Origin of the sequence: Lelliottia sp. F153, from assembly GCF_002870005.1 — a bacterium.
In the GTDB taxonomy this organism is placed as follows: domain Bacteria; phylum Pseudomonadota; class Gammaproteobacteria; order Enterobacterales; family Enterobacteriaceae; genus Enterobacter; species Enterobacter nimipressuralis.
The window spans coordinates 784,625-808,278 of record NZ_PKFT01000001.1; the positions used below are offsets into that span (position 1 = coordinate 784,625).

Annotated in this window: 26 protein-coding genes; 16 read left to right on the top strand and 10 right to left on the bottom strand. The window is 54.4% G+C overall.

The window, feature by feature from the left end; all coding sequences use genetic code 11:
* Positions 1 to 7: 7 nt before the first annotated feature.
* The 5 genes from rsxG (at position 8) to gstA (ending at position 4,793) form a co-directional block, all read left to right on the top strand.
* Complete coding sequence (gene rsxG / locus F153LOC_RS03700; RefSeq protein ID WP_100780385.1) at positions 8 to 628, top strand: electron transport complex subunit RsxG; 621 nt, start codon at positions 8 to 10, stop codon at positions 626 to 628.
* Positions 629 to 630: 2 nt separating this feature from the next.
* Entirely contained in the window at positions 631 to 1,317 is a 687-nt protein-coding gene (locus F153LOC_RS03705) for an electron transport complex subunit E (RefSeq protein WP_102103573.1), read from the top strand.
* Positions 1,314 to 1,949, top strand: coding sequence for an endonuclease III (nth, locus tag F153LOC_RS03710; protein WP_102103572.1), 636 nt, complete (start codon positions 1,314 to 1,316; stop codon positions 1,947 to 1,949). The genes F153LOC_RS03705 and nth overlap by 4 nt, the downstream gene beginning before the upstream one ends.
* A 620-nt stretch (positions 1,950 to 2,569) precedes the next feature.
* A complete protein-coding gene (gene dtpA / locus F153LOC_RS03715; protein ID WP_100780388.1) occupies positions 2,570 to 4,078 on the top strand; it encodes a dipeptide/tripeptide permease DtpA in 1,509 nt (502 codons plus the stop codon).
* Between the two features lie 109 nt (positions 4,079 to 4,187).
* Positions 4,188 to 4,793: a glutathione transferase GstA gene (gstA, locus tag F153LOC_RS03720; protein ID WP_100780389.1), complete on the top strand. Its 606-nt coding sequence runs from the start codon at positions 4,188 to 4,190 to the stop codon at positions 4,791 to 4,793.
* A 49-nt stretch (positions 4,794 to 4,842) separates the two neighbouring features.
* On the opposite strand, the gene pdxY is transcribed toward gstA, so the two are convergent.
* The 5 genes from pdxY to anmK form a co-directional block, all read right to left on the bottom strand.
* Entirely contained in the window at positions 4,843 to 5,703 is an 861-nt protein-coding gene (pdxY, locus tag F153LOC_RS03725) for a pyridoxal kinase PdxY (protein ID WP_102103571.1), read from the bottom strand.
* Between the two features lie 65 nt (positions 5,704 to 5,768).
* Positions 5,769 to 7,043 (bottom strand): tyrosine--tRNA ligase, encoded by a 1,275-nt coding sequence (gene tyrS, locus F153LOC_RS03730; protein ID WP_100780391.1) that lies wholly within the window; start codon positions 7,041 to 7,043, stop codon positions 5,769 to 5,771.
* Positions 7,044 to 7,168: 125 nt separating this feature from the next.
* Complete coding sequence (gene pdxH, locus F153LOC_RS03735; protein WP_100780392.1) at positions 7,169 to 7,825, bottom strand: pyridoxamine 5'-phosphate oxidase; 657 nt, start codon at positions 7,823 to 7,825, stop codon at positions 7,169 to 7,171.
* 57 nt (positions 7,826 to 7,882) lie between these two features.
* Positions 7,883 to 8,206: a C-type lysozyme inhibitor gene (gene mliC, locus F153LOC_RS03740; RefSeq protein ID WP_100780393.1), complete on the bottom strand. Its 324-nt coding sequence runs from the start codon at positions 8,204 to 8,206 to the stop codon at positions 7,883 to 7,885.
* A 95-nt stretch (positions 8,207 to 8,301) separates the two neighbouring features.
* Positions 8,302 to 9,426 (bottom strand): anhydro-N-acetylmuramic acid kinase, encoded by a 1,125-nt coding sequence (anmK, locus tag F153LOC_RS03745; RefSeq protein WP_102103570.1) that lies wholly within the window; start codon positions 9,424 to 9,426, stop codon positions 8,302 to 8,304.
* A 255-nt stretch (positions 9,427 to 9,681) separates the two neighbouring features.
* Between anmK and slyB the strand changes: the two genes are divergently transcribed.
* The gene (slyB, locus tag F153LOC_RS03750; protein WP_100780395.1) at positions 9,682 to 10,149 is read left to right on the top strand and encodes an outer membrane lipoprotein SlyB; all 468 of its coding nucleotides are present in this window, start codon (positions 9,682 to 9,684) and stop codon (positions 10,147 to 10,149) included.
* A 203-nt stretch (positions 10,150 to 10,352) separates the two neighbouring features.
* Positions 10,353 to 11,714 (top strand): GGDEF domain-containing protein, encoded by a 1,362-nt coding sequence (locus tag F153LOC_RS03755; protein ID WP_102103569.1) that lies wholly within the window; start codon positions 10,353 to 10,355, stop codon positions 11,712 to 11,714.
* Between the two features lie 36 nt (positions 11,715 to 11,750).
* On the opposite strand, the gene slyA is transcribed toward F153LOC_RS03755, so the two are convergent.
* On the bottom strand, positions 11,751 to 12,191 hold the full coding sequence (gene slyA / locus F153LOC_RS03760) for a transcriptional regulator SlyA (protein WP_100780397.1): 441 nt from the start codon (positions 12,189 to 12,191) through the stop codon (positions 11,751 to 11,753).
* Positions 12,192 to 12,367: 176 nt separating this feature from the next.
* On the opposite strand from slyA, the gene F153LOC_RS03765 reads away from it, so the two are divergent.
* The 3 genes from F153LOC_RS03765 to F153LOC_RS03775 are packed head-to-tail and all read left to right on the top strand — an operon-like array spanning position 12,368 to position 15,500.
* On the top strand, positions 12,368 to 12,604 hold the full coding sequence (locus F153LOC_RS03765; RefSeq protein ID WP_100780398.1) for a DUF1656 domain-containing protein: 237 nt from the start codon (positions 12,368 to 12,370) through the stop codon (positions 12,602 to 12,604).
* A 2-nt stretch (positions 12,605 to 12,606) separates the two neighbouring features.
* A complete protein-coding gene (locus F153LOC_RS03770) occupies positions 12,607 to 13,467 on the top strand; it encodes an HlyD family secretion protein (RefSeq protein ID WP_100780399.1) in 861 nt (286 codons plus the stop codon).
* Positions 13,467 to 15,500, top strand: a complete 2,034-nt coding sequence (locus F153LOC_RS03775) for an FUSC family protein (protein WP_102103568.1) — start codon at positions 13,467 to 13,469, stop codon at positions 15,498 to 15,500. Before F153LOC_RS03770 ends, F153LOC_RS03775 begins: the two co-directional genes overlap by 1 nt.
* Here F153LOC_RS03775 and sodC read toward each other — a convergent pair.
* The 3 genes from sodC to F153LOC_RS03790 form a co-directional block, all read right to left on the bottom strand.
* On the bottom strand, positions 15,479 to 15,997 hold the full coding sequence (gene sodC, locus F153LOC_RS03780; RefSeq protein WP_102103567.1) for a superoxide dismutase [Cu-Zn] SodC: 519 nt from the start codon (positions 15,995 to 15,997) through the stop codon (positions 15,479 to 15,481). The genes F153LOC_RS03775 and sodC overlap by 22 nt on opposite strands.
* An 80-nt stretch (positions 15,998 to 16,077) precedes the next feature.
* Positions 16,078 to 16,974 carry an aldo/keto reductase family oxidoreductase gene (locus F153LOC_RS03785; protein WP_100780402.1) on the bottom strand — a complete coding sequence of 299 codons (897 nt, stop codon included), beginning with the start codon at positions 16,972 to 16,974 and terminating at the stop codon, positions 16,078 to 16,080.
* A 48-nt stretch (positions 16,975 to 17,022) separates the two neighbouring features.
* A complete protein-coding gene (locus F153LOC_RS03790) occupies positions 17,023 to 17,262 on the bottom strand; it encodes a DUF1289 domain-containing protein (RefSeq protein ID WP_100780403.1) in 240 nt (79 codons plus the stop codon).
* Between the two features lie 148 nt (positions 17,263 to 17,410).
* Between F153LOC_RS03790 and eptA the strand changes: the two genes are divergently transcribed.
* The 5 genes from eptA to rnt all read left to right on the top strand — a co-directional run bounded on the left by eptA (position 17,411) and on the right by rnt (position 22,082).
* The gene (eptA, locus tag F153LOC_RS03795; protein WP_102103853.1) at positions 17,411 to 19,039 is read left to right on the top strand and encodes a phosphoethanolamine transferase EptA; all 1,629 of its coding nucleotides are present in this window, start codon (positions 17,411 to 17,413) and stop codon (positions 19,037 to 19,039) included.
* Between the two features lie 39 nt (positions 19,040 to 19,078).
* On the top strand, positions 19,079 to 19,678 hold the full coding sequence (locus tag F153LOC_RS03800; RefSeq protein WP_102103566.1) for a TetR/AcrR family transcriptional regulator: 600 nt from the start codon (positions 19,079 to 19,081) through the stop codon (positions 19,676 to 19,678).
* A gap of 53 nt (positions 19,679 to 19,731) precedes the next feature.
* Entirely contained in the window at positions 19,732 to 20,829 is a 1,098-nt protein-coding gene (locus F153LOC_RS03805) for an alkene reductase (protein ID WP_102103565.1), read from the top strand.
* A 99-nt stretch (positions 20,830 to 20,928) separates the two neighbouring features.
* Positions 20,929 to 21,336, top strand: coding sequence for a lactoylglutathione lyase (gene gloA, locus F153LOC_RS03810; protein ID WP_012017189.1), 408 nt, complete (start codon positions 20,929 to 20,931; stop codon positions 21,334 to 21,336).
* Between the two features lie 95 nt (positions 21,337 to 21,431).
* Positions 21,432 to 22,082 (top strand): ribonuclease T, encoded by a 651-nt coding sequence (rnt, locus tag F153LOC_RS03815; protein ID WP_102103564.1) that lies wholly within the window; start codon positions 21,432 to 21,434, stop codon positions 22,080 to 22,082.
* Between the two features lie 46 nt (positions 22,083 to 22,128).
* Here the strand turns inward: rnt and grxD are convergent, their stop codons facing one another.
* Positions 22,129 to 22,476: a monothiol glutaredoxin 4 gene (gene grxD / locus F153LOC_RS03820; RefSeq protein WP_095281803.1), complete on the bottom strand. Its 348-nt coding sequence runs from the start codon at positions 22,474 to 22,476 to the stop codon at positions 22,129 to 22,131.
* Between the two features lie 340 nt (positions 22,477 to 22,816).
* Between grxD and F153LOC_RS03825 the strand changes: the two genes are divergently transcribed.
* Positions 22,817 to 23,599: a C40 family peptidase gene (locus tag F153LOC_RS03825; protein WP_102103563.1), complete on the top strand. Its 783-nt coding sequence runs from the start codon at positions 22,817 to 22,819 to the stop codon at positions 23,597 to 23,599.
* The last annotated feature ends 55 nt before the right edge of the window (positions 23,600 to 23,654 follow it).

Consider the following 23,654-nt stretch of genomic DNA (forward strand, 5'->3'; position numbering starts at 1 on the left):
ATTCGCCATGCTGAAAACAATGCAAAAACACGGCGTGACGCTGGCGATCTTCGCCGCTGCCCTGACGGGGCTGACCGCGCTGGTGAATGAAATGACCAAAACGACGATTGATGAACAAGCATCGAAACAGCAAAAGGCGCTGTTCGATCAGGTGATTCCGTCAGATTTCTACGATAATGACCTGCAGAAAAGCTGCTTTATCGTGCAGGCGCCGCAGTTAGGCAAAGGTGAACACCGCGTTTTCATCGCCCGTAAAGGGGATACCGCCGTGGGTGCCGTGATGGAAGCGACCGCACCGGACGGCTACTCTGGCGCGATTCAACTGCTGGTCGGCACCGACTTCTCTGGTACGGTTCTCGGCACCCGTGTGACGCAGCACCACGAAACGCCTGGTCTGGGGGATAAAATCGAGCTTCGCCTCAGCGACTGGATTTTACATTTTGCCGGAAAAGTGATTCATGGTGAGAATGACACCGCCTTTGCCGTCAAAAAAGACGGCGGTGAGTTCGACCAGTTTACCGGCGCGACCATCACGCCACGCGCCGTGGTGAATGCGGTGAAACGCGCGGGGCTGTACGCCGAAACGCTGCCTGCGCAAATCAACAATCTTCCTGCCTGTGAGGAGTAATCATGAGCCAGGTTAAAGAGGTTATTGTCCAGGGTCTCTGGAAGAACAACTCCGCGCTGGTCCAGCTGCTGGGGATGTGCCCGCTGCTGGCGGTGACATCCACTGCCACGAACGCCCTCGGCCTTGGACTGGCGACCACGCTGGTGCTGACCCTGACCAACCTGTCGATCTCCGCCCTGCGTCGCTGGACACCGTCGGAGATTCGTATTCCGATTTACGTGATGATCATCGCCTCGGTGGTGAGTATCGTGCAGATGCTGATCAACGCCTACGCGTTCGGCCTTTATCAGTCGCTGGGGATTTTTATTCCGCTGATTGTGACCAACTGTATCGTCGTGGGCCGTGCGGAAGCTTTCGCGGTGAAGAACGATCCGCTGATCTCGGCGCTGGATGGCTTTGCCATCGGCATGGGTGCCACCTGCGCGATGTTTGTGCTGGGCTCGATGCGTGAGATCCTCGGTAACGGTACCCTGTTTGACGGCGCTGACGCACTGCTGGGCGGCTGGGCGAAGTCCCTGCGTATTGAAGTCTTCCACACGGATACGCCGTTCCTGCTGGCGATGCTGCCACCGGGCGCATTTATTGGCCTTGGTATGATGCTGGCGTTAAAATACCTCATTGATGAGAAACGTAAACGCCGCGCTGCAGAGCGTAGCGTGCAGGAAGGACTCCCAGAGAAGGCTGTATGAATAAAGAGAAACGCATCACGATCCTGACTCGTCTGCGTGATAACGACCCGCATCCGACAACGGAGCTGAATTTTAACTCCCCTTTTGAGCTGCTGATCGCGGTGCTGCTCTCCGCCCAGGCCACCGACGTGAGCGTCAACAAAGCGACGGCGAAGCTCTATCCTGTCGCCAATACGCCGCAGGCGATGCTGCAGCTGGGCGTGGACGGTGTGAAGTCGTACATCAAAACTATTGGCCTGTTTAACAGCAAGGCCGAGAACGTGATTAAAACCTGCCGTATCCTGCTGGAACAGCACGGCGGTGAAGTACCGGAAGACAGAGCCGCGCTGGAAGCGCTGCCTGGCGTGGGGCGTAAAACCGCCAACGTGGTGCTCAATACCGCTTTCGGCTGGCCGACCATTGCCGTGGATACGCATATTTTCCGCGTCTGTAACCGCACGAATTTCGCACCGGGTAAGAACGTCGAACAGGTCGAAGAAAAGCTGCTGAAGGTGGTGCCGGCGGAGTTTAAGGTGGATTGCCACCACTGGCTGATCCTGCACGGACGTTATACCTGTATCGCCCGTAAACCCCGCTGCGGTTCGTGTCTGATCGAAGATTTATGCGAATATAAAGAGAAAGTGTACGCCTGAATTTCCGTCACCTGCCTCCTCTGCTCAGTATATCAATCCCTTACTAAAGGAAGGTCTAACCGTAAACCTTCCTTTTGCCCATTTATTATCCGCTTCGTTCACTTTCAGACCTCTTGATTGTTCGGTTCATTAACACCCTGGCAGGTTAATTGTTTTTTCGTCAGCGAAATTTTCTATACATCTGTGATCGCGATCACTCTGATAACGTCATGTTGGATTTTTGTATATAAAAACCCACTAAGCCCTTGCGCGAACAAGCTATGACCGATCGTTCACAACAGATTAAACCAGTTGATTTTCAGAATATGGACCATATCACTGCCACAATGACCATATAGCAGAACATATCGCCATACAGCCCTTTTTTACGGGTCTCAGTAGTGAAAAAAACCACCAATTCTCATGCTGAAAGATTTAACGCTAAATAACATTTGTCTGACCCGCGTATTATACCGCCCTGGTTATATGTAACAGAGTATTACAAACACCTTGCCAGATGGGTCAGGATAGTGAACATTACCCGCCGTTTCCCCTCCCAATATAACTATAAGGCGAATGGACTCCGGTCAATTACGCTATGAACAGCCCCGTTAATATGGGATGTAAAAAAAGAGGTATATGTGTCTACTGCAAACAATAAACCAACAGAAGAGAGCGTAAGTTTAAACGCTTTCAAACAGCCTAAAGCGTTCTATCTCATCTTCTCTATCGAGTTATGGGAGCGTTTTGGCTTTTACGGCCTGCAAGGGATTATGGCTGTTTACCTGGTTAAACAACTGGGTATGTCCGAAGCGGATTCCATCACGCTGTTCTCCTCTTTCAGTGCACTGGTTTACGGCCTGGTCGCCGTCGGCGGCTGGTTAGGCGATAAAGTTCTTGGCACCAAACGCGTGATCATGCTCGGCGCCATCGTTCTGGCTGTCGGCTATGCGCTGGTTGCGTGGTCCGGTCACGATGCTGCGGTTGTCTACATGGGTATGGCGACAATTGCCGTTGGTAACGGGCTGTTCAAAGCAAACCCGTCCTCCCTGCTTTCTACCTGCTACAGCAAAGATGACCCGCGTCTCGACGGTGCATTCACCATGTACTACATGTCGGTGAACATCGGTTCCTTCTTCTCTATGCTGGCAACACCGTGGCTGGCAGCGAAGTTCGGCTGGAGCGTAGCGTTCTCACTCTCCGTTGTCGGTATGCTGATCACCGTGGTTAACTTTGCCTTCTGCAAACGCTGGGTCAAAGACTACGGTTCTAAACCTGACTTCGAACCGGTTCACATGGGCAAACTGCTGGCGACTATCGTGGGCGTTGTGATCCTCGCTACCATCGCCACCTGGCTGCTGCACAACCAGGGCGTTGCTCGCGCGGTACTGGGCGTGGTTGCTCTGGGTATCATCTGCATCTTCGCGAAAGAAGCGTTCGCTATGCAGGGCGCTGCGCGTCGTAAGATGATTGTGGCCTTCATTCTGATGCTGCAGGCGATTGTCTTCTTCGTGCTGTACAGCCAGATGCCAACCTCCCTGAACTTCTTCGCCATTCGTAACGTTGAGCACGCCATTCTGGGTATCGCGTTCGAACCTGAGCAGTTCCAGGCACTGAACCCGTTCTGGATCATGATTGGTAGCCCGATTCTGGCCGCTATCTACAACAAGATGGGCGACCGTCTGCCGATGCCGCACAAATTTGCCATCGGTATGGTGCTGTGCTCTGGCGCATTCCTGGTACTGCCGCTGGGCACCAAGTTCGCGACCGACGCGGGTATCGTGTCTGTTAACTGGCTGATTCTGAGCTACGCGCTGCAGTCTATCGGTGAGCTGATGATCTCGGGTCTGGGTCTGGCAATGGTTGCACAGCTGGTTCCACAGCGTCTGATGGGCTTCATCATGGGTAGCTGGTTCCTGACTACTGCGGGTGCCGCTATCATCGCAGGTAAAATTGCAAACCTGATGGCCGTTCCAGAAAACGTCACCGACCCTCTGGTCTCCCTGGAAGTGTACGGTCGCGTATTCATGCAAATCGGTATCGCCACCGCAATTATCGCCGTGCTGATGCTGCTGACTGCACCTAAACTGAATCGTATGACCCAGGACGACGACAAAACCGCTAAAGCGACGGATACCGCTACCGCGTAATTGTCATCGGGAAACGACTGAAGAGAAGCCGCTAACTGTGCGTTAGCGGCTTTTTTTTTATTCTGCCGCGCATTACCATGACCTTAATCTCAGCAAAAAGGAGTTACCGATGAAACTGTTCTACAAACCAGGCGCATGCTCTCTTGCTTCACACATCACCCTTCGCGAGAGCGGCAAGGATTTCACGCTCGATAGCGTCGACCTGATGAAAAAGCGTCTGGAGAATGGCGAGGATTATTTCGCGATTAACCCGAAAGGACAGGTTCCGGCTCTGGCGCTGGACGACGGCACGTTGCTCACTGAAGGCGTCGCCATTATGCAGTTCCTGGCCGATTCAGTACCCGATCGCCATCTGCTGGCACCGACGGGCAGCATTTCCCGCTATAAAACCCTCGAGTGGCTGAACTACATCGCGACTGAGCTGCATAAAGGCTTCACGCCGCTGTTCCGCCCGGATACCCCTGAAGAGTACAAACCGACCGTTCGTGCCCTGCTGGAGAAAAAACTGCAGTACGTTAACGACGCTCTTAAAGACGATCAGTGGATTTGCGGCCAACGCTTCACCATTGCTGACGCTTATCTGTTTACGGTTCTGCGCTGGGCGCGGGCAGTGAAGCTGAATATGGAAGGATTAAGCCATATTGCGTCGTATATGGAACGCATGGCGGCACGTCCGGGCGTGGCGGCGGCGCTGAAAGCGGAAGGGTTGAACTAAGATATCTCTGCATTGCCCGGCGGCGCTGCGCGCTTGCCGGGCACTGTTTTTAAAGCTGCGTCGCGCTAAAGTAGTGCTCCGGCTTCGCAATACGCTCCTGCGCCGCCACAACCTGCAACTCATACTCATCCATCTGTTTCGTCGCGATCATGATTTCATAGACCGCTGCGGTCACATGCTCCAGCGCGTCGCGCAGGGATGCGCCCTGCAACAGTTTCACCAGCAGTAATCCACTCGTCACATCGCCCACGCCCACCGGCTGGCGAGCGCCAAAGTCCACCAGCGGACGGCTGATATGCCAGGCGTCGTCTTTCGTCACCAGCAGCATTTCAAAGCGGTCCGGGCTAAACCCCGCGCGCGCCAGATGTTTTACCAGCACAATCTCCGGTCCCTGAGCTATCAGCTCACGTGACGCCGTCACGGCTTCTTCAACGCTGTTCACCGGATGCTCGCAGAGAATTTCCAGTTCGATGAGATTTGGCGCGATGATATCGCTTGCCGGCATCGCATGACGCAGATGAAACTCCGCCACACCCGGCGCCACGATGCACCCTTTTTCGGGATGGCCCATCACCGGATCGCAGAAAAATTTGGCCGACGGGTTTGCCGCTTTAACCTGACGTACGATACCCAGGATATGTTCGCCCTGCTCCGCCGATCCCAGATAACCGCTTAAAACGGCGTCACAGCGCTTTAGCTGATCGATATCCGCGATACCCTGCACAATCTCCGTCAAATGCGATGCAGGCAGCACGCAGCCTGTCCATTTACCGTATTGTGTGTGATTGGAGAACTGAACGGTGTTGAGCGGCCAGACGTTGGCCCCAAGGCGGCGCATCGGGAACTCTGCGGCGCTATTGCCGGCATGGCCAAATACAACGTGGGACTGAATGGCGAGGATGTTATTCATTTTTCTTACCACAACCCTGAAAAAATAAAGGGGCGTGGTTTCCCACGCCCCTCAAACACTTGTGATTACTTCCAGCAAACCAGACAGTAATTCTTCTTACCGCGACGCAGCAGGGTGTAGCGCCCGTACAGACGATCGCTCTCAGCGAAAGTGTATTCCGGATCGGCCTGCTTCTCACCGTTGATGGTGATGGCATTGGAGGCGATGGTCTTACGCGCCTGACCACGGGACGGCTGCAGCTCGGAATCGACCAGCGCCTGCATCAGATCGGCGCCCTTTTCCATCTCAACCATTGGCACGCCATCCTGCGCCAGCTGCTCGAAATCTTCCACGCTCAGATCGCTCAGGGTGCCGTTGAACAGACTGGCAGTGATACGTTTCGCCGCCGCCAGACCTTCTTCACCGTGAACCAGGCTGGTGACCTGATCGGCCAGCACGTACTGTGCGCGAGGCGCTTTACCGCTGTTCTTGTCTTCTTCTTCCAGAGCATTGATCTCTTCGATGTCCATGAAAGTGAAGAACTTCAGGAAGCGATAAACGTCCGCATCGGCGGTGTTGATCCAGAACTGGTAGAATTTGTACGGGCTGGTTTTCTTCGGATCCAGCCAGACTGCGCCGCCTTCGGTTTTACCGAACTTGGTGCCATCAGCTTTGGTGATAAGCGGTACGGTCAGACCGAATACCTGGTTCTGATGCAGACGACGCGTCAGGTCGATACCGGACGTGATGTTGCCCCACTGGTCAGAGCCACCAATCTGCAGCGCTACGCCGTGCAGTTTGTTCAGACAAGCGAAGTCATAACCCTGCAGCAGGTTGTAGGAGAACTCGGTAAAGGAGATGCCCTGATCGTCACGGTTCAGACGCTGCTTCACCGCTTCTTTGTTGATCATCTGATTAACGGAGAAGTGCTTGCCGATATCACGCAGGAAGGTCAGCACGTTCATGTTGCCAAACCAGTCGTAGTTGTTGGCAGCAATCGCAGAGTTTTCACCGCAATCGAAGTCGAGGAATGGCGCAACCTGCTTGCGAATTTTGTCCACCCACTCCTGAACGGTATCTTCCGTATTCAGTTTACGCTCGGCGGCTTTAAAGCTTGGGTCACCAATCAGACCGGTTGCACCACCCACCAGCGCCACAGGCTTGTGGCCCATCTGCTGGAAGCGTTTCAGGCATAACAATGGAACAAGATGCCCCAAGTGCAAGCTGTCAGCGGTGGGATCGAAGCCGCAATAGAGCGCGATCGGGCCTTGCGCCAGTCGCTCTGCTAACGCTACTTCGTCCGTCACCTGGGCCACCAGGCCCCGCTCTTGCAATTGTTTAATCAAGTTACTGCTTGCCATCAAATTCTCCATGTATAAACGACTGCACCTCTGTCGGTACACGACTTTTCGCCTAGCGCGAAAGAGACATAGAATAAAGCGCCAGCCCATCCAGCGCTAGCGCTTAAAACAACAAATTTCGAGGATTACGGGGCCAGTCGGTCGATTTTCCACGCGTCGTTGTCGCGCTGGTATAAAAAGCGGTCATGCAGACGGTGTTCGCCCCCCTGCCAGAACTCCATCTGCTCGATGGGAACGCGGAAACCACCCCAGAAGCTTGGCAGAGGCACTTCGCCCTGCTGGAATTTTTGTTTTAGCTCGAGGAATTTGCTCTCCAGCACGCCACGTGCCGAAATGCGGCTCGATTGTTTCGAGACCCAGGCGCCAATCTGGCTGTCGCGAGGACGGCTGTGGAAATATTTCAGCACTTCGAGCGTTGAGAGGCGTTCAACTTTACCGGTGACCATCACCTGACGCTCCAGCATATGCCACGGGAACAGCAGGCTGATGCGCGGATTGTTTTCCAGATGGTGAGCTTTACGACTGCCGAGGTTGGTATAAAACACCAGCCCTTTTTCGTCGTAATGTTTCAGCAGGACGATACGCTGGTAGGGCTGGCCGTTCTCATCGACGGTGGCGACGACCATTGCGGTCGGATCGGCCAGTTTGGCCTCACAGGCCTGTTTCAGCCAGCGCTCAAAAAGTACGAGGGGTTCAGCGGGAAGATCCTGGCGACGCAGGCCGCCTTTGGTGTACTCACGGCGCAGATGCGCAATTTGCTGCAATTCATCGTTATCTGACATGGCGTTAGCTGAAATTAGAATTGGGTGGCGCTATTGTGCGCCGCCCCTGTAAAAATCTCAACGCTTCGGATTTTGCAGCACGCAGTTGTTGAGCACTACGCGGTCGCGTTTGTAGACGGTGGCATCGTCACCTTTGGACCAGAATACGTAGATTCCGTCCGTGTAGCGCGCGCCGGAGGCGGACATACCCTGTTTCAGGTTTAGCATTTTATTGTCGTAGATGAAACTGGCTTCCTGACGCGGATTATTGAGCTTCACGGTCAGTGGTTTTTCATCACAGCGATACTCGAGGGTGTCGGTATTGAGGCGATCGACAACCTGGTTGTAGTAGCTACAGCCCGCGAGTAAGAGAGGGGCAAACGTAAGAAGAAGTTTTTTCATGAGCCTGTTCCGAAGACTATCCTGGTCATGGAGGGTGAAGTCACCCTCCTGTATTCCTTTCGATTTTAACGGCAACGGGCAGGGCTGGAATTCAGTTAACTCTGATTATGCCGTGGATTGGCCGGAAAAATCGCCCCCAGTACGCTGGCTTCGCGCGCACCGGTAACGGAAGGCAGATTCCCCGGCAGACCGGCGACCGTGCGCCAGGCAAGCCAGGCGAAGGCCAGGGCTTCCATATCGTCGCCGCTGATGCCTGCCGCATCGGTAGTGGTCACCTCGGTGCCCGGTAACAGCCCGGCGAGGCGCGCCATCACCAGCGGATTTCGGCTGCCACCGCCGCACACCAGCAGTCGCTCGCAGCCGCCGCTCAGCAAAACTTGCTCCGAAATCGAGATTGCCGTCAGCTCCACCAGCGTCGCCTGCACATCCTGCGGGGCCAGCGCCGGGAACTGCGCCAGCTGGCGCTCAAGCCAGCCGTAATTAAAATATTCGCGCCCCGTACTTTTTGGCGCAGGCGCGGCGAAATAAGGATCACTCAGCATCGTTTGCAGCAGCGGAATAATGACTTTTCCCTCGCACGCCCACTGTGCGTCTTTGTCGTACGCTTTGCCACGCTGACGCCAGATCCAGGCGTCCATCAGCATATTGCCAGGCCCGGTATCGTAACCGCGCACCGGTCGCCCAGGAATGAGCATCGACAAATTAGCGATGCCACCAATGTTCAGCACCATGCGACGTTCATCCGGATGTGCCAGCAGCGCCTGGTGAAACGCAGGAACCAGCGGCGCGCCCTGCCCGCCAAGGGCGATGTCGCGACGGCGGAAATCCCCCACGACCGTCACACCCGTTTTGGCGACGATCTGGTTATTATCGCCAATTTGCATCGAATTCGGCGCGTCGCCAAGCGGTTCATGCCACACGGTTTGCCCATGACAGCCAATCGCCACGATGTCCTTTGGCTGAAGATTTTCCTGTTGCATGAGTGCCAGCACCGCATCGGCAAACAGCGATCCGAGCTGCACATCGAGCCGCCCCAGTTGCGAAAGGGTCAGCTGCTGTCCCTGGCAAATGCTCAGAATCGCTTCTTTCAGTTCAACGGGAATCGGCCAGCTCAGGCTTGCCTGCTGCGCCACCATGTTTTCATCAATTGCAGCAAGGACAACATCGACTCCGTCAAGACTGGTGCCTGACATGACACCGATATAACGACCCGATTTCATGCGCTTTCCTTAGGTTATCTGGGCTTGGGGTCACCACTCCACCATAAATGAAGGGGTATTTCTATGACCGGCTAATATTTTTTAACAATGTCCGATCTCAAGCACCCCGCCTCTTCCGTTTATGTCTCGTTAAGTCAAATTCAAGTACAATTTTCCTATTGTTAGTGCAAAGATATGATCTATGGCTCTCAATGCCATATAATTTAGCCATAACGGATGCTCAGTTTGAGCGTTGTTGGTGAACAGGAGATTCAAATGATTTTACGTGTACTGGGCGTTTCACTGATTGGTTTAACACTGGCTGGCTGCGTGAATAACGATTCCCTTTCGGGTGATGTTTACACCGCCTCCGAAGCCAAGCAAGTTCAGAACGTCACTTACGGTACTGTTGTTAACGTTCGCCCGGTTCAGATCCAGGGTGGCGATGACAACAACGTGATTGGCGCGATTGGTGGTGCTGTGCTGGGTGGCTTCCTGGGTAACACCGTCGGTGGTGGCACCGGACGTTCTCTGGCGACTGCCGCAGGTGCTGTTGCGGGTGGCGTAGCGGGTCAGGGTGTTCAGGGTTCAATGAACAAAACCCAGGGCGTTGAGCTGGAAATCCGTAAAGACGACGGCAACACCATCATGGTTGTGCAGAAACAGGGTAAAACCCAGTTTGCTAGCGGCCAACGTGTGGTCCTGGCAAGCAACGGTAGCCAGGTGACTGTATCCCCACGCTAATGCCATAATGGATGTGGCCTCAGGGTCACATCCATTACTCTTGAATGCAATCTGATTAATTAATCCGCTAAAACACATTCACCGTGTGAATTAATTACTTCCCCTTCTCTTGTTCCCGCGCAAAGTATTTTATCTCTTATTACATTATCCTCCGCGTTCATCTTCTTTTCTTAATAACGCATTATCTGTCAGTTAACAACCGTATGATCGTGATAAACCGATATCTGGGAAACCGCTACGTTTCCTTCTTGCTTGCCTGTCTGGTCTTTTATGGAATATTACATACTCTTTATTTAAAAACAGAGAGTATTATTCCGAGCCTTTCGCCATTAATTTTTCCTACGCTAACGATATTTCTTTTAGTCTTTCATCTGTTTATTGCCTTTTTTATGCTGATGAAATACTGGTGCGATAAAAACCGGATTTTCCTGCTCGCCATCGCCTTTGCCTTCGCGGGCTCCGCGGTGCTGATGCTGGGGACGCTGAGCAGTTTCCCGGCGTGGCTCACCTCGTTCGGCCTGCATCGCATTAATTATAACGACGCGATGATTTTCTTCATGTTCCGCAACGTGATGATGGCCTTCCTGATCACATGCGCGGCGGTACTTTACACCCTGCGCCATCATGTATTACCGCGCCGTGTACATGTAATTATTATTATCTGTTTATTTCTGTTTACCGTTTCAATGATTACTCTGGCGTGGATTTATTCGAGCCACAGCACATTACTTTCGATAGATCTGGTCAGTGATGACACCCGGCAGATGACAATATTATGGAATCAAGTGATTAATCTCATTCTGATTATTTTCTGGATTGTCACATTAATCACCATGCTGGTCATCACGCGTCTGCGTAATGAATTTTGGGTCAGCGGCAGCTTTTTGTGTGTCTGCTATATGATTACGCTTGTCACCCTGTTTGCCAGTGATTATGTGGGGGGATTTGCCTGGTACAGCTCGCGTCTGTTTGAAACGACCGCTACGTTGCTGATTATTTTTACCCTGCTGCACGATGTCTTCAGTCTGTACCGCGATTCTCATCTTAAATATCAGCAGTCTTATCAGAACTCGATTCGCGATGCCCTGACGCGTCTCTACAACCGCAGCTACTTCTACGAATCCTTGAACCATTTGCTCAGAACCACCAGCGCCAGTAAACCCGTGTCGGTGATTGTCAGCGATCTCGATCGCTTCAAGCGCATCAACGACACCTACGGTCACCTGCAAGGCGACAAAGTACTGCAGTTTGTTGCCAATCTGCTGATGGATTCGGTCCGTCCTCAGGATATTGCCGCGCGCATCGGCGGTGAAGAGTTTGTCTTGCTGCTGGCGAATACCCCGTCAGAGGCGGCACGCCAGGTGGCCGAGCGGATCCGTATCCTGCTGAGCAGTTTCGATCGTGAAACCACCCACGGGCAGCTTCCGGAGCCAATTACTATCAGCATGGGCGTGTATACCGCGACGTCATCTGCGGTTACAGCTGAAGAGTGCGTCGAGCGTGCGGATAAGGCGATGTATGAGGCTAAGGAGACGGGGCGCAACCGGGTGGTGGTGTACCGCTAAAAAGAAAGCCTTGCGATGCAAGGCTTTGTCATGACGTCAGTCGCGGGTTTGCAGCTCATTGATGTTTTGCTCAAGGCGAGCAATCATATCAATCAGCTGTTCCAGCTCGGCCGGTGAAATCCCGGAGAGGATCTCGCCACGCGTTTTGCTGATCACCGCTTCCATCTCAGTGATGATAGGCGCTGCCTTTTCCGTCAGTTTAATGCGTTTAGCACGGCGATCGCTGGCGCAGGTTTGCCGGGAAATCAGCCCCTTCTCCTCCAGCTGATCGAGCGTACGCACCAGAGATGGCTGCTCAATGCCAATCGCTTTGGCCAGTTGAATTTGTGACTGATCGGGCGGCAACTGATGAATGTTATGCAGCGTGACCCAATGCGTCTGTGTCAATTCCAGAGGTTTCAGGCGATGGTCAATCAGAGCACGCCAGATGCGTACCAACCTTGCCAGATCAGAACCTAATGGCGATTCCAATTTCATCTCCTTATAATTAGCTTGCTAAGTTATTATACTGATTTTAGAATAGTGTGCAGCATTTATATTGGCAAAACAAATGCAATACTGCATTCATCAATTCCGAACGGATCATTTACACTTAATGAAGACACTTCATTGTGTTAACACTGGCCCCTCACCACTGCAAAGGATCTCTGCTCGTGAAGTTCTCTACTAGCTCCGCGGGGTTACCCCTTCAGGACCTGATTGTCGGTGCGTCTGTCTATTTTCCCCCGATTTTCAAAGCCGTTATGCTGGGCTTTCTGATCTGGCTTGTGGCTCACCGGCTGCTTCGCGACTGGATGTACTCCGGCGAAATCTGGCACCCCATGCTGATGGATCTTTCGCTGTTTACCCTTTCCGTCTGTCTCGCTCTGGCTCTGTTGATTGCGTGGTGAATATGTCGCTGAAAACCCTTAAATATTTCTCCAGCCTGTTGGTTCTGGCTCTGGCACTGGTCGCGGGCTGGTGGCTATGGAATTTTTACATGCAGTCGCCGTGGACGCGCGATGGCAAAGTCCGCGCCGAGCAGGTCAGCATTACGCCGCAGGTCTCCGGGAGCATCACGTCTCTGCTGGTGAAAGATAACCAGCGGGTGAAGGCGGGAGACGTGCTCTTTCGCATCGATGAGACACCGTTTCATATCGCGGTACTGAACGCCCAGGCGCAGCTGGCAAAAGCGCAGTCCGATCTGGCGAAAGCCAACAATGAAGCCAATCGCCGCCGCCACCTGCCGCAAAACTTTATCTCTGCTGAAGATCTTGATACCGCGAACATCAACGTCAAAGCCATGAAGGCCAGCGTTGAGGTGGCAGAAGCCACGCTGAAACAAGCCCAGTGGCAGCTCACGCAAACGGTCGTTAAAGCGCCCGTTGACGGATGGGTAACCAATCTTTCCACCCGAGAGGGGAACTACGCCACTCAGGGGCAGCCGGTCTTTGCGCTGGTCGACAGCCACTCGTTCTACGTTGTCGGCTATTTCGAAGAGACAAAGCTTCGTCATATTCAGGAAGGCGCACCGGCGCAGATCACGCTTTATAGCGGCTCCACCCGGTTACAGGGTCACGTCTCCAGCATTGGCCGCGCCATTTACGATCAAAGTGTCGAGACCGACTCCGGCCTTGTGCCCGACATCAAACCTAACGTGCCGTGGGTGCGCCTCGCCCAGCGTGTTCCGGTTCGCGTAGAGTTCGACAAACTCCCGGCAGATATCACGCTGGTCTCCGGCACAACCTGCACCGTCTCGATCGGAACGCGCTGATGGACCTCTCTGCTTTCTCCTGGCGCAAAATGCCGTGGTTCAAAGCAACCCCTGCGCAGTGGCGATATGCCCTGCGCAACGGCATCGCCATGTGTCTGGCCCTTTCGGTGGCTTATTATCTGAATCTGGATGAGCCTTACTGGGCGATGACCTCAGCGGCGGTGGTCAGTTTTCCTACCGTCGGAGGGGTAATCAGTAAAAGCCTCGGGCGCGTCGCGGGCAGCCTGCTGGGGGCCACGGCGGCACTGATTATCGCCGGGCACACGCTCAACGATCCCTGGCTCTTTTTGCTAAGCATGGCCGCTTGGCTGGGCTTGTGTACCTGGGCCTGCGCCCATTTTACCAATAATGTGGCCTACGCGTTCCAGCTCGCCGGTTATACGGCGGCGATTATCGCCTTTCCGGTAGTCAATATTCTGGATACCACCGAGCTGTGGGATATCGCTCAGGCACGCGTGTGCGAAGTGATCATCGGTATCCTCTGCGGCGGCGTGATGATGATGATTCTGCCCAGCACCTCGGACGGAACAACACTTATCACCGCCCTGAAAACCATGCATGCTCGCCTGCTTGAGCACGCAAGTTTACTCTGGCAGCCTGACTCCAGCGACGCGATCCGCCTTGCCCACGAGAAAGTCATCGGGCAGATCCTGACGATGAACCTGCTGCGTATTCAGGCTTTCTGGAGTCATTACCGTTTTCGTCGCCAGAACACGTTGCTGAACTATCTTCTTCACCAGCAACTGAGGATGACCAGCGCCCTCTCCGGCCTGCGCAGGATGTTACTCAACTGGCCAAATCCGCCGGAAAACACGCGGGAAGTGATCGACCGTCTGCTGGCGGCGCTCGCTAACCCGCAAACCGATATCCTTACGGTGGCGCGGATTGTCGCCCCTCTCGCCCCGACGGATGAGTTTGACTACCGCCATCGCGCCTTCTGGCAGCGACTGCTCTATTTCTGTCGTTTATATCTGCGCAGCAGCCGCTGGATCAGAGCCGTTGAGGAAGCCACGCCCATAACCGAATTCGCGGTGCCCGGCAGCCCGGCGCTGACCCGTCATACGGATAATATCGAAGCGCTCTGGAGCGGATTTCGCACCTTTTGCGCCCTGATGCTGATGGGCGCCTGGAGCATTACCACGCAGTGGGAATCTGGCTCGGCGGCGTTGACTCTCGCGGCAATCAGCTGCGTGCTTTACTCGGTGGCAGCTTCCCCCTTTAACTCCCTCACGCTGCTGCTGCGCACGCTGGTACTGCTCTCGCTGTTCAGTTTCGCGGTGAAATTCGGGCTGATGGTGCAGGTCACCGATCTGTGGCAGTTCCTGCTGTTCCTGTTTCCCCTGCTCACGACCATGCAGTTGCTGAAATTGCAGATGCCGAAACTCGCAGGATTGTGGGGGCAGTTGATCGTCTTTATGGGTTCGTTTATCTCAGTCACCAATCCACCGGTGTACGATTTCGCCGATTTTCTGAATGATAATCTGGCGAAGATCCTCGGCGTTGGTCTGGCGTGGCTGGCGTTTGCGGTCCTGCGTCCTGGCTCCGATGCGCGCAAAAGCCGACGCCACATTCGCGAGTTGCGCGCGGGATTTGTCGATCAGCTCAGCCGCAAACCTCATCTGAGTGAAAATGAGTACGAGTCGCTGGTTTATCATCACGTCAGCCAGCTGAACAACAGTCAGGACGAATTATCCCGCCGCTGGCTGCTGCGCTGGGGCGTAGTGCTACTGAACTGCTCGCATGTGGTGTGGCAGTTGCGAGCGTGGGAAACGCGCTCAGATCCGCTCTCGCAGGTGCGCGATATCTGTATCTCTCTGCTGAGAGATGTCATGAGCAAACGGGGCGTGCAGCAACGTCCGCTGGCGGTCACGCTTGCCGAGCTGCAGCGCATCAGTGAGACGCTCGCACGCCACCCCCTTCCGGCCGCGCGCGATTTAGCGTCTCTTGTCTGGCGTTTACACTGCTCCCTGTCGCAGCTGGAACAGGCCCCGCCGCCAGGGACAATCAGCGATCAGATCACGCCGCAGGCGTAGCGTGCGCCGCCACCGCCCAAGGGTTTAGGCTGATCGGACATGTTATCGCCGCCGACGTGAATCATCAGCGCCTTGCCTTTGATGTCATCAAGTTTTTTCAGACGCGGTGCCACAACGGAGTCGGTGGCTATTCCGTCGTTGTTCACCACCAGCACAGGCAGATCGCCCTCGTGGCCTAGCCCTTCCGGACCTTCGTGTTTGCCCGTCTGATGAGGGTCAAAGTGGCCGCCAGCGGCTTCTGCCGCAGAGGCTTTACCCTCTTTCAGTGCAGGCTGACAGCTGCCTTTAGCGTGAACGTGAAAACCATGTTCACCAGGAGGAAGTGCTTTGAGATCGGGCGCAAATTTCAGCCCTTTGTCGGTTTCAGAAATCGTCACCGTCCCGATGGACTGGCCGATCCCTTGTGAGGTAACGAGATTCATGTCGACGGTTTCGCTGGCTGCCTGCGCACCTGCGCACACAACCAGCGTCACGACTGCCAGAGCAAAACGCTTCATATGACCTCCTCGGGTTTAATTTGCCCCTAAAGTTTAGACCAGGGGCAACATTTTCACCGGAAAGTCAGGCTAATGCGCGGTTAAGGTACGTCGTAGCCCAGCGCGGCCTTGCGGATGCGGAACCACTGCTGGCGCGTCATCTGCAGCTCTTCTGCCGCAATCGCCGAGCGCACACGCTCGATTTTGCCGGAGCCAATAATCGGCAGCGGCTGCGACGGCAGGCGCAGGATCCACGCATAAACGACTTGCTCAATGCTCTCGGCGTTTAGCTCGCGGGCCACGGTTTCCAGTTCATCTCGCAGCGGCTGGAAGGCCTCGTCGTTGAACAGACGTCCACCGCCAAGGCAGGACCAGGCCATCGGACGAATGCGCAGCTGTTGCAGCTGATCGAGAGTTCCGTCGAGCAGCAGCGGCTGGTGAACCGGGGAGATTTCCACCTGATTGGTCGCGAGCGTAAACGGCAGACGGGACTGGAGCAGCGCGAACTGCGCCGGTGTGAAGTTCGACACGCCGAAGTGGCGCACTTTCCCGCTCTGATGCAGCGACAGGAACGCCTGCGCCACATCGTCCGCATCCATCAGGGGATCGGGACGGTGAATCAGCAGCAAATCCAGATGGTCGGTGGCCAGATTGACCAGCGACTGCTCGGCGCTTTTGATGATGTGATCGCTGTCGGTGATGTAATGCCCGAGGGCATTTTCGGCGCGCGCGGTGGTGGCAATACCGCATTTGGTGACAATCTCCATGCGCTCACGCAGGTGTGGCGCAAGTTTCATGGCCTCACCAAACGCCGCTTCGCACAGATAGCCGCCGTAGATATCGGCGTGGTCGACAGTGGTAATTCCGAGGTCGAGGTGTTCCTCAATGAAACTGACCAGCTGGCGCGGGGACATATTCCAGTCCATCAGACGCCAGTAACCCATGACAAAACGCGAAAACTCTGGGCCCTGCGGGGCAAGGGCAATACGCTGAACCATAACAATTTCCTCAAGGAAGTGATGTCATGAGTATACGCATATCCGCCGCTAAAAAAGTGAAGGCTGCTGAGGTTCTTCCGTATCGGTCGGTTTGTTTGCGCGTAATTTGCGCAATAGACGCTGTCGGCACAGGCGTATGACGTCCTGTTTTTCCGCGTCGCTCATCTTTTGCCAGTTAAAACGCTCGTCGCGGCTGCGCATACAGCCCCGGCAAAAACCGCGTTCATCCGACTGACAAATTCCCCGGCACGGGCTCTGGATGGGGAAAAACTCCAGTTGCTCTGCCACACACACCTCCCGAAATCACTTAACACCTTCAGTGAAGACGCTAAACGCCGTGCCTGCAAGGGCTTTAGCACAGAAATGTGTCATTAAGGTTTCTCTAATCTTCGCTCCCTATACTCGCCTCATCAATATAACAAATGGTTTCTTAATGATGTGGTCCGCGAAAAAGTTACAGTGTAATGATATTAAATTTACCCTCGGTTGCGCCCTGTTCTTTACTCTCCTCAATGCCCTGTTTATTCAGCGCAGCTGGCAGATTATTGCCCCGTCGCATCTGCACGATTTCCTGTTTGCGGCGTCCGTGCCGCTGGTTCTGTTTTGTGGCTGGGTGATTATTTTCAGCCTGCTTAATATCCCCTTTATCCGTAAACCGCTGATGATTCTGTTGACCCTGGGCTGTGCCGGGGCCACGTACTTTATGTTCACCTATGGCGCTGTCATCGATCAGAACATGATGGTGAATATTTTCGAGACCAACTCGCAGGAAGCCACCGCGCTGGTCACGCCGCAAATGCTACTGTGGATCGCGGCGATCGGGTTGATTCCCTCCATTGCACTGCTGTTTATTCGTATTCGTTCCGGGAAATGGTGGTACACGCTGCTTACCCGCGTCGCAGCCATTCTGGGTGCCCTGATGGTGATTATTCTGGTGGCCTCGGTCTTCTATAAGGATTACGCCTCGCTGTTTCGCAATAACAAAAGCATCGTCAAAATGGTGACGCCTGCTAACTACGTCAGCGCCATCGCCAAATACAGCAAAAACCGCTGGTTTGCAGGCGATCAAACGCTGGTACGCATCGGCCAGGACGCCCAGAAAGGGCCAGTCATTCTGGCGCAGAAGAAAAAAACGGTGCTGGTGCTGGTGATTGGCGAAGCCTCTCGCGCGGAAAATTACTCTCTCAACGGCTACGGGCGCGACACCAACCCGCAGCTCAAAAAAGAGAACATGATTAACTTCCCACAGGCGTCTTCGTGCGGAACAGAAACGGCGGTTTCAGTGCCGTGCATGTTCTCCGGTATGCCGCGCAAAAAATATGATGCCGATCTGGCGCGTCATCAGGAAGGTTTACTGGATGTGCTGGCCCACGCAGGTATTAATCTGCTGTGGCGTGAAAACGACGGCGGCTGTAAGGGCGCCTGCGATCGCATTCCGCACACGGATATGACCCAGTGGAAACTGGATCAGTTCTGCAAAGATAAATCCTGTATCGATGACGTCAACCTGCACCGTCTGGACAACGTGCTCGACGGCCTGAAGCAGGACTCGGTTCTGGTGATCCACCTGATGGGTAGCCACGGCCCGGCCTATTACCAGCGCTATCCAAAAGCGTATCGCCAGTTTACCCCGACCTGCGACACCAACCAGATTCAGGACTGCGATCATCAGGCGCTGATGAATACCTACGACAACACCATCCTCTATACGGATAGCGTGGTCAGTAAAACCATTGATGCACTGAAAGCGCGTCAGACGACGATGAACACCGCGCTGATTTATCTCTCCGATCACGGCGAATCGCTCGGCGAAAATGGGCTGTATCTGCACGGCACGCCGTACATGCTGGCGCCGACACAACAGACGCACATTCCGTTTATGTTCTGGCTCTCGCCGGATTACGTGAACAATTACAGTATCAACGAGCCGTGCTTACGCGATCGGGCGGCGAAAACAGAGGTGTCTCAGGATAATTTGTTCTCGACTGTGCTCGGGATGATGAACATAAAATCAGCGGTTTATCATCCGCAGATGGATCTCATCAGTACCTGTCGAAAATCGTGATACTTGCATTAGACCGATTGGTCTATTACAGTGAGCGCCATGAGCAAAAATACTGAACACGATACACGCGAACATCTTCTGGCCACCGGCGAGCGTCTCTGTATGCACCGCGGGTTTACCGGAATGGGGCTGAGCGAGTTGTTAAAAACCGCTGAGGTGCCAAAGGGTTCGTTTTATCACTACTTCCGCTCCAAAGAAGCGTTTGGCGTGGCGATGCTGGAGCGGCACTATGCCAGTTACCACCAGCGTCTCGCCGCCCATTTTGCCAGCGGTGAAGGGTGCTACCGTGATCGAGTGCTCAACTACTATCAGGAAACGCTGAACCAGTTCTGTCAGCAGGGCATTATCAGCGGGTGCCTGACCGTTAAATTGTCTGCCGAAGTGTGCGATCTGTCAGAAGATATGCGCACCGCGATGGACAAAGGGGCCAGCGGCGTTATCGCCCTGCTGGCTCAGGCGCTGGAAAAAGGTCGCGCTGAAAAAACGCTAAACTTTAGCGGCGATCCTTTAACGCAGGCCCAGGTGTTGTACGCGCTGTGGTTAGGCGCAAATTTGCAGGCCAAAATTTCCCGCAGCGCCGTGCCGCTTGAAAGCGCGCTGGCGCATGTGAAGAACAGTATTACGACGCCTGGCGTTTAACAGGCGTTTTTATTTATTCATCTACTAGTCGACCGGTCTACTCAGGAGTCATGATGTCAACTGAAAAATTATTTACCCCACTGAAAATCGGTGCGGTTACCGCACCTAATCGCGTTTTAATGGCCCCTCTCACCCGTCTGCGCAGCATCGAGCCGGGCGATATCCCCACGCCACTGATGGGTGAATACTATCGCCAGCGCGCCAGCTCCGGCCTGATCATTTCCGAAGCGACCCAGATCTCCGCTCAGGCGAAAGGTTATGCGGGCGCACCGGGCCTGCACAGCCCAGAGCAGATCGCAGCATGGAAAAAAATCACCGCCGGTGTTCATGCCGATGATGGTCGCATCGCGGTCCAGCTGTGGCATACGGGCCGTATCTCCCACAACAGCATCCAGCCTGGCGGCCAGGCACCGGTTTCCGCGTCTGCCCTGAACGCCGGAACCCGCACCTCGCTGCGTGACGAAAACGGCCATGCCATTCGCGTGGATACCTCTACCCCACGCGCGCTGGAACTCGATGAGATCCCAGGCATCGTCAATGATTTCCGCCAGGCCGTCGCGAATGCACGTGAAGCCGGTTTCGACCTGGTCGAGCTGCACTCTGCGCACGGTTACCTGCTGCACCAGTTCCTCTCCCCGTCTTCTAACCAGCGTACCGATCAGTACGGCGGCAGCGTGGAAAACCGCGCCCGTCTGGTGCTGGAAGTGGTGGATGCGGTGTGCCAGGAGTGGAGCCCGGACCGTATCGGTATCCGCGTCTCACCAATTGGATCGTTCCAGAACGTGGACAACGGCCCGAACGAAGAAGCCGACGCGCTGTATCTGATCGAAGAGCTGGCGAAACGCGGCATCGCGTATCTGCACATGTCCGAGCCGGACTGGGCGGGCGGTCAGCCGTACTCTGAGGCATTCCGTGAGAAAGTGCGTGCACGCTTCCAGGGCGTCATCATCGGTGCGGGTGCGTATACCCCAGAAAAAGCGGAAGATCTGATCGGCAAAGGTCTGATCGACGCCGTGGCCTTTGGTCGCGATTACATCGCCAACCCGGACCTGGTGGCACGTCTGCAGCGTAAAGCCGAGCTGAACCCACAGCGTCCAGAAAGCTTCTATGGCGGCGGCGCTGAAGGCTATACCGACTACCCTTCCCTGTAATTCCTCGGTTGTCCATTGATAGCGGCGATGATTCGCCGCTATACTAAAACATCGTTTCTGTTCAAAAAGATAAGCCATTGAGTTGGTCAAGAGGAAAATATGCGCCTACTTCATACCATGCTGCGCGTTGGCAACCTGCAACGTTCTATCGATTTCTACACTAACGTACTGGGCATGCAGCTGCTGCGCACCAGCGAAAACCCGGAATACAAATATTCCCTGGCGTTCGTCGGTTACGGCCCGGAAAGCGACGAAGCAGTTATCGAGCTGACCTACAACTGGGATGTCGATAGCTACGAGCTGGGCACCGCTTACGGCCACATCGCGCTGGAAGTGGATAACGCGGCAGAAGCGTGCGAGCGCATTCGCAGCAACGGCGGCAACGTGACGCGCGAAGCGGGTCCGGTCAAAGGCGGCACCACCGTGATTGCCTTCGTGGAAGATCCTGACGGTTACAAAATCGAACTGATTGAAGCCAAAGACGCGGGTCGCGGTCTGGGCAATTGATCCCTCCGGGCGCGTTCTGCGCCCGTTGTTTTACTGCATCGCCTCGCAAAATTTGTCATAATACGCACTGCTTTTTTCCCTTGTAAGAGACCCTGATGTCCGATAACGCTCAACTTACCGGTCTGTGCGACCGTTTTCGTGGTTTTTATCCTGTTGTGATTGACGTAGAAACAGCCGGATTTAACGCTAAAACCGATGCGCTGCTTGAGATTGCAGCCATTACGCTGAAAATGGATGAACAGGGCTGGCTTACACCGGACACCACGCTGCATTTCCATGTTGAACCCTTTGAAGGCGCGAACCTGCAGCCAGAAGCGCTGGCCTTTAACGGCATCGATCCTACGAACCCACTGCGTGGCGCGGTGAGTGAATATGACGCCCTGCACGCCATTTTTAAAATGGTGCGCAAAGGTATGAAGGACAGCAACTGTAATCGCGCGATCATGGTGGCGCATAACGCCACGTTCGATCACAGCTTTACGATGGCCGCCGCCGAGCGCGCGTCGCTCAAGCGTAACCCGTTCCATCCGTTCGTGACCTTCGATACCGCCGCGCTGAGCGGGCTGGCACTGGGCCAGACCGTGCTCTCCAAAGCCTGTATTACTGCGGGCATCGATTTCGACGGTACTCAGGCCCACTCGGCGCTGTACGACACTGAGCGCACATCTGAACTGTTCTGTGAGATTGTGAACCGCTGGAAGCGTCTGGGCGGCTGGCCGCTGCCGATGGGCGACAGCGAGGAATAAAAAAAGCGACCGAAAGGTCGCTTTTTTTTGCCTGATGCAAAAGAATTTATTCTGCGTCTGGCTCTTCGGTTTTGTACTTGGCAGCGGTTTCTTTGATCAGCTGCTGCAGTTCGCCACGCTGATACATTTCGATCAGAATGTCGCAACCGCCGACCAGCTCACCATCAACCCACAGCTGCGGGAAGGTTGGCCAGTTAGCGTATTTTGGCAGCTCAGCGCGGATGTCCGGATTCTGCAGAATATCAACGTAAGCAAAACGCTCGCCACAGGCAGACAGCGCCTGCACGGCTTGTGCAGAGAAACCGCAGTTTGGCAGCTTCGGTGAACCTTTCATGTACAGCAGAATCGGGTTTTCAGCGATCTGGCGCTGGATTTTTTCAATAGTCGTGCTCATGTCTTGCTTCCTTTAACTTCTGTTACGGCGATCGTCTGACATTGTAGCGGGTCAGAGAGACATCGGAAAATAACATTTTCGTCACCTGCTTATATCTTAACGGTTGTCGGCTAAAGTTGCATTCCAAAGATAGCTTACCCCCTCACCCGGTGTGGTTTTGTTCAGGGAGTGAACAACGCGGCAACAATCTGACTTTTTTTTTTGCACTCGCTAACGAAACAGACTTTTAGACCGATAAATGCTATTAACTTCTCGCAGATTTTTAGATTAGAATCGACGGGCTTTGTAAATCATACGTGGGTACTATTGATGACCCACATCTAATTCAGGGGAATGCTCAGTGGCGCGGATAACAAAAATCTCGATCACGCTCTGTGCTTTACTGTTTACATCACTCGTTTTCACGCCAGCGGCTAACGCCTCGGAGCAGGCGCGGCACTCTGCCGTGCAGAAGTCACATCTGGCGAAAACCACAGAACGTAAGAAAAAAACACCTACCAGCACCCGTAAAAGCGAAAAGAAAAAAACCACTACCGCACGAAAGCAGTCCACCTCCAGTAAGGCCCTCACCAGTAAAACCCGCAGCAAACCCACCCGCACTGCCGCAAAAGTTGCAAAAGTGGCTCCGGAAAAATGCACCGTACGTAAAGGCCACAAAACGAACTGCCTGAAAGTGGGTAAAACTGCGAAGCTCTCTGAGGTGCATAAAGTGCGTGTGCAGAAAGCGCAGAAAACCGCGATGAACAAGCTGATGGGGCAGATTGGCAAACCCTATCATTGGGGCGGCACCTCCCCGCGCACCGGTTTCGACTGCAGTGGTCTGGTCTATTATGCCTATAAAGATCTGGTGAAGTTCCGCATCCCGCGTACGGCGAATGAGATGTATCACCTGCGCGATGCAGCAGCCGTGAATCGCGGTGAGCTGGAGAGCGGAGATCTGGTCTTCTTCCGCACGCAAGGCCGCGGCACCGCCGATCACGTTGGCGTTTACGTTGGCAACGGCAAGTTTATCCAGTCGCCTCGCAGCGGCCAGGATATCCAAATCACCTCCCTGAGCGAAGATTACTGGGTTCGCCACTACGTTGGCGCCCGCCGCGTAATGACCCCGAAAACCATTCGCTAATCCCTGCCCTGCCGCACCGTCGGCAGGGTAAGTTCCTCTTTTGCATACCCTTTCA

Coding starts and splice junctions, on each gene's coding strand:
- rnt (WP_102103564.1), top strand. CDS start 21,432: ATGTCCGATAACGCTCAACTTACCGGTCTGTGCGACCGTTTTCGTGGT.
- rsxG (WP_100780385.1), top strand. CDS start 8: ATGCTGAAAACAATGCAAAAACACGGCGTGACGCTGGCGATCTTCGCC.
- slyB (WP_100780395.1), top strand. CDS start 9,682: ATGATTTTACGTGTACTGGGCGTTTCACTGATTGGTTTAACACTGGCT.
- F153LOC_RS03770 (WP_100780399.1), top strand. CDS start 12,607: ATGTCGCTGAAAACCCTTAAATATTTCTCCAGCCTGTTGGTTCTGGCT.
- F153LOC_RS03785 (WP_100780402.1), bottom strand. CDS start 16,974: ATGGTTCAGCGTATTGCCCTTGCCCCGCAGGGCCCAGAGTTTTCGCGT.
- pdxY (WP_102103571.1), bottom strand. CDS start 5,703: ATGAATAACATCCTCGCCATTCAGTCCCACGTTGTATTTGGCCATGCC.
- gloA (WP_012017189.1), top strand. CDS start 20,929: ATGCGCCTACTTCATACCATGCTGCGCGTTGGCAACCTGCAACGTTCT.
- F153LOC_RS03805 (WP_102103565.1), top strand. CDS start 19,732: ATGTCAACTGAAAAATTATTTACCCCACTGAAAATCGGTGCGGTTACC.
- anmK (WP_102103570.1), bottom strand. CDS start 9,426: ATGAAATCGGGTCGTTATATCGGTGTCATGTCAGGCACCAGTCTTGAC.
- F153LOC_RS03775 (WP_102103568.1), top strand. CDS start 13,467: ATGGACCTCTCTGCTTTCTCCTGGCGCAAAATGCCGTGGTTCAAAGCA.
- tyrS (WP_100780391.1), bottom strand. CDS start 7,043: ATGGCAAGCAGTAACTTGATTAAACAATTGCAAGAGCGGGGCCTGGTG.
- slyA (WP_100780397.1), bottom strand. CDS start 12,191: ATGAAATTGGAATCGCCATTAGGTTCTGATCTGGCAAGGTTGGTACGC.
- F153LOC_RS03755 (WP_102103569.1), top strand. CDS start 10,353: ATGATCGTGATAAACCGATATCTGGGAAACCGCTACGTTTCCTTCTTG.
- mliC (WP_100780393.1), bottom strand. CDS start 8,206: ATGAAAAAACTTCTTCTTACGTTTGCCCCTCTCTTACTCGCGGGCTGT.
- nth (WP_102103572.1), top strand. CDS start 1,314: ATGAATAAAGAGAAACGCATCACGATCCTGACTCGTCTGCGTGATAAC.
- eptA (WP_102103853.1), top strand. CDS start 17,411: ATGTGGTCCGCGAAAAAGTTACAGTGTAATGATATTAAATTTACCCTC.
- F153LOC_RS03705 (WP_102103573.1), top strand. CDS start 631: ATGAGCCAGGTTAAAGAGGTTATTGTCCAGGGTCTCTGGAAGAACAAC.
- F153LOC_RS03800 (WP_102103566.1), top strand. CDS start 19,079: ATGAGCAAAAATACTGAACACGATACACGCGAACATCTTCTGGCCACC.
- grxD (WP_095281803.1), bottom strand. CDS start 22,476: ATGAGCACGACTATTGAAAAAATCCAGCGCCAGATCGCTGAAAACCCG.
- pdxH (WP_100780392.1), bottom strand. CDS start 7,825: ATGTCAGATAACGATGAATTGCAGCAAATTGCGCATCTGCGCCGTGAG.
- sodC (WP_102103567.1), bottom strand. CDS start 15,997: ATGAAGCGTTTTGCTCTGGCAGTCGTGACGCTGGTTGTGTGCGCAGGT.
- gstA (WP_100780389.1), top strand. CDS start 4,188: ATGAAACTGTTCTACAAACCAGGCGCATGCTCTCTTGCTTCACACATC.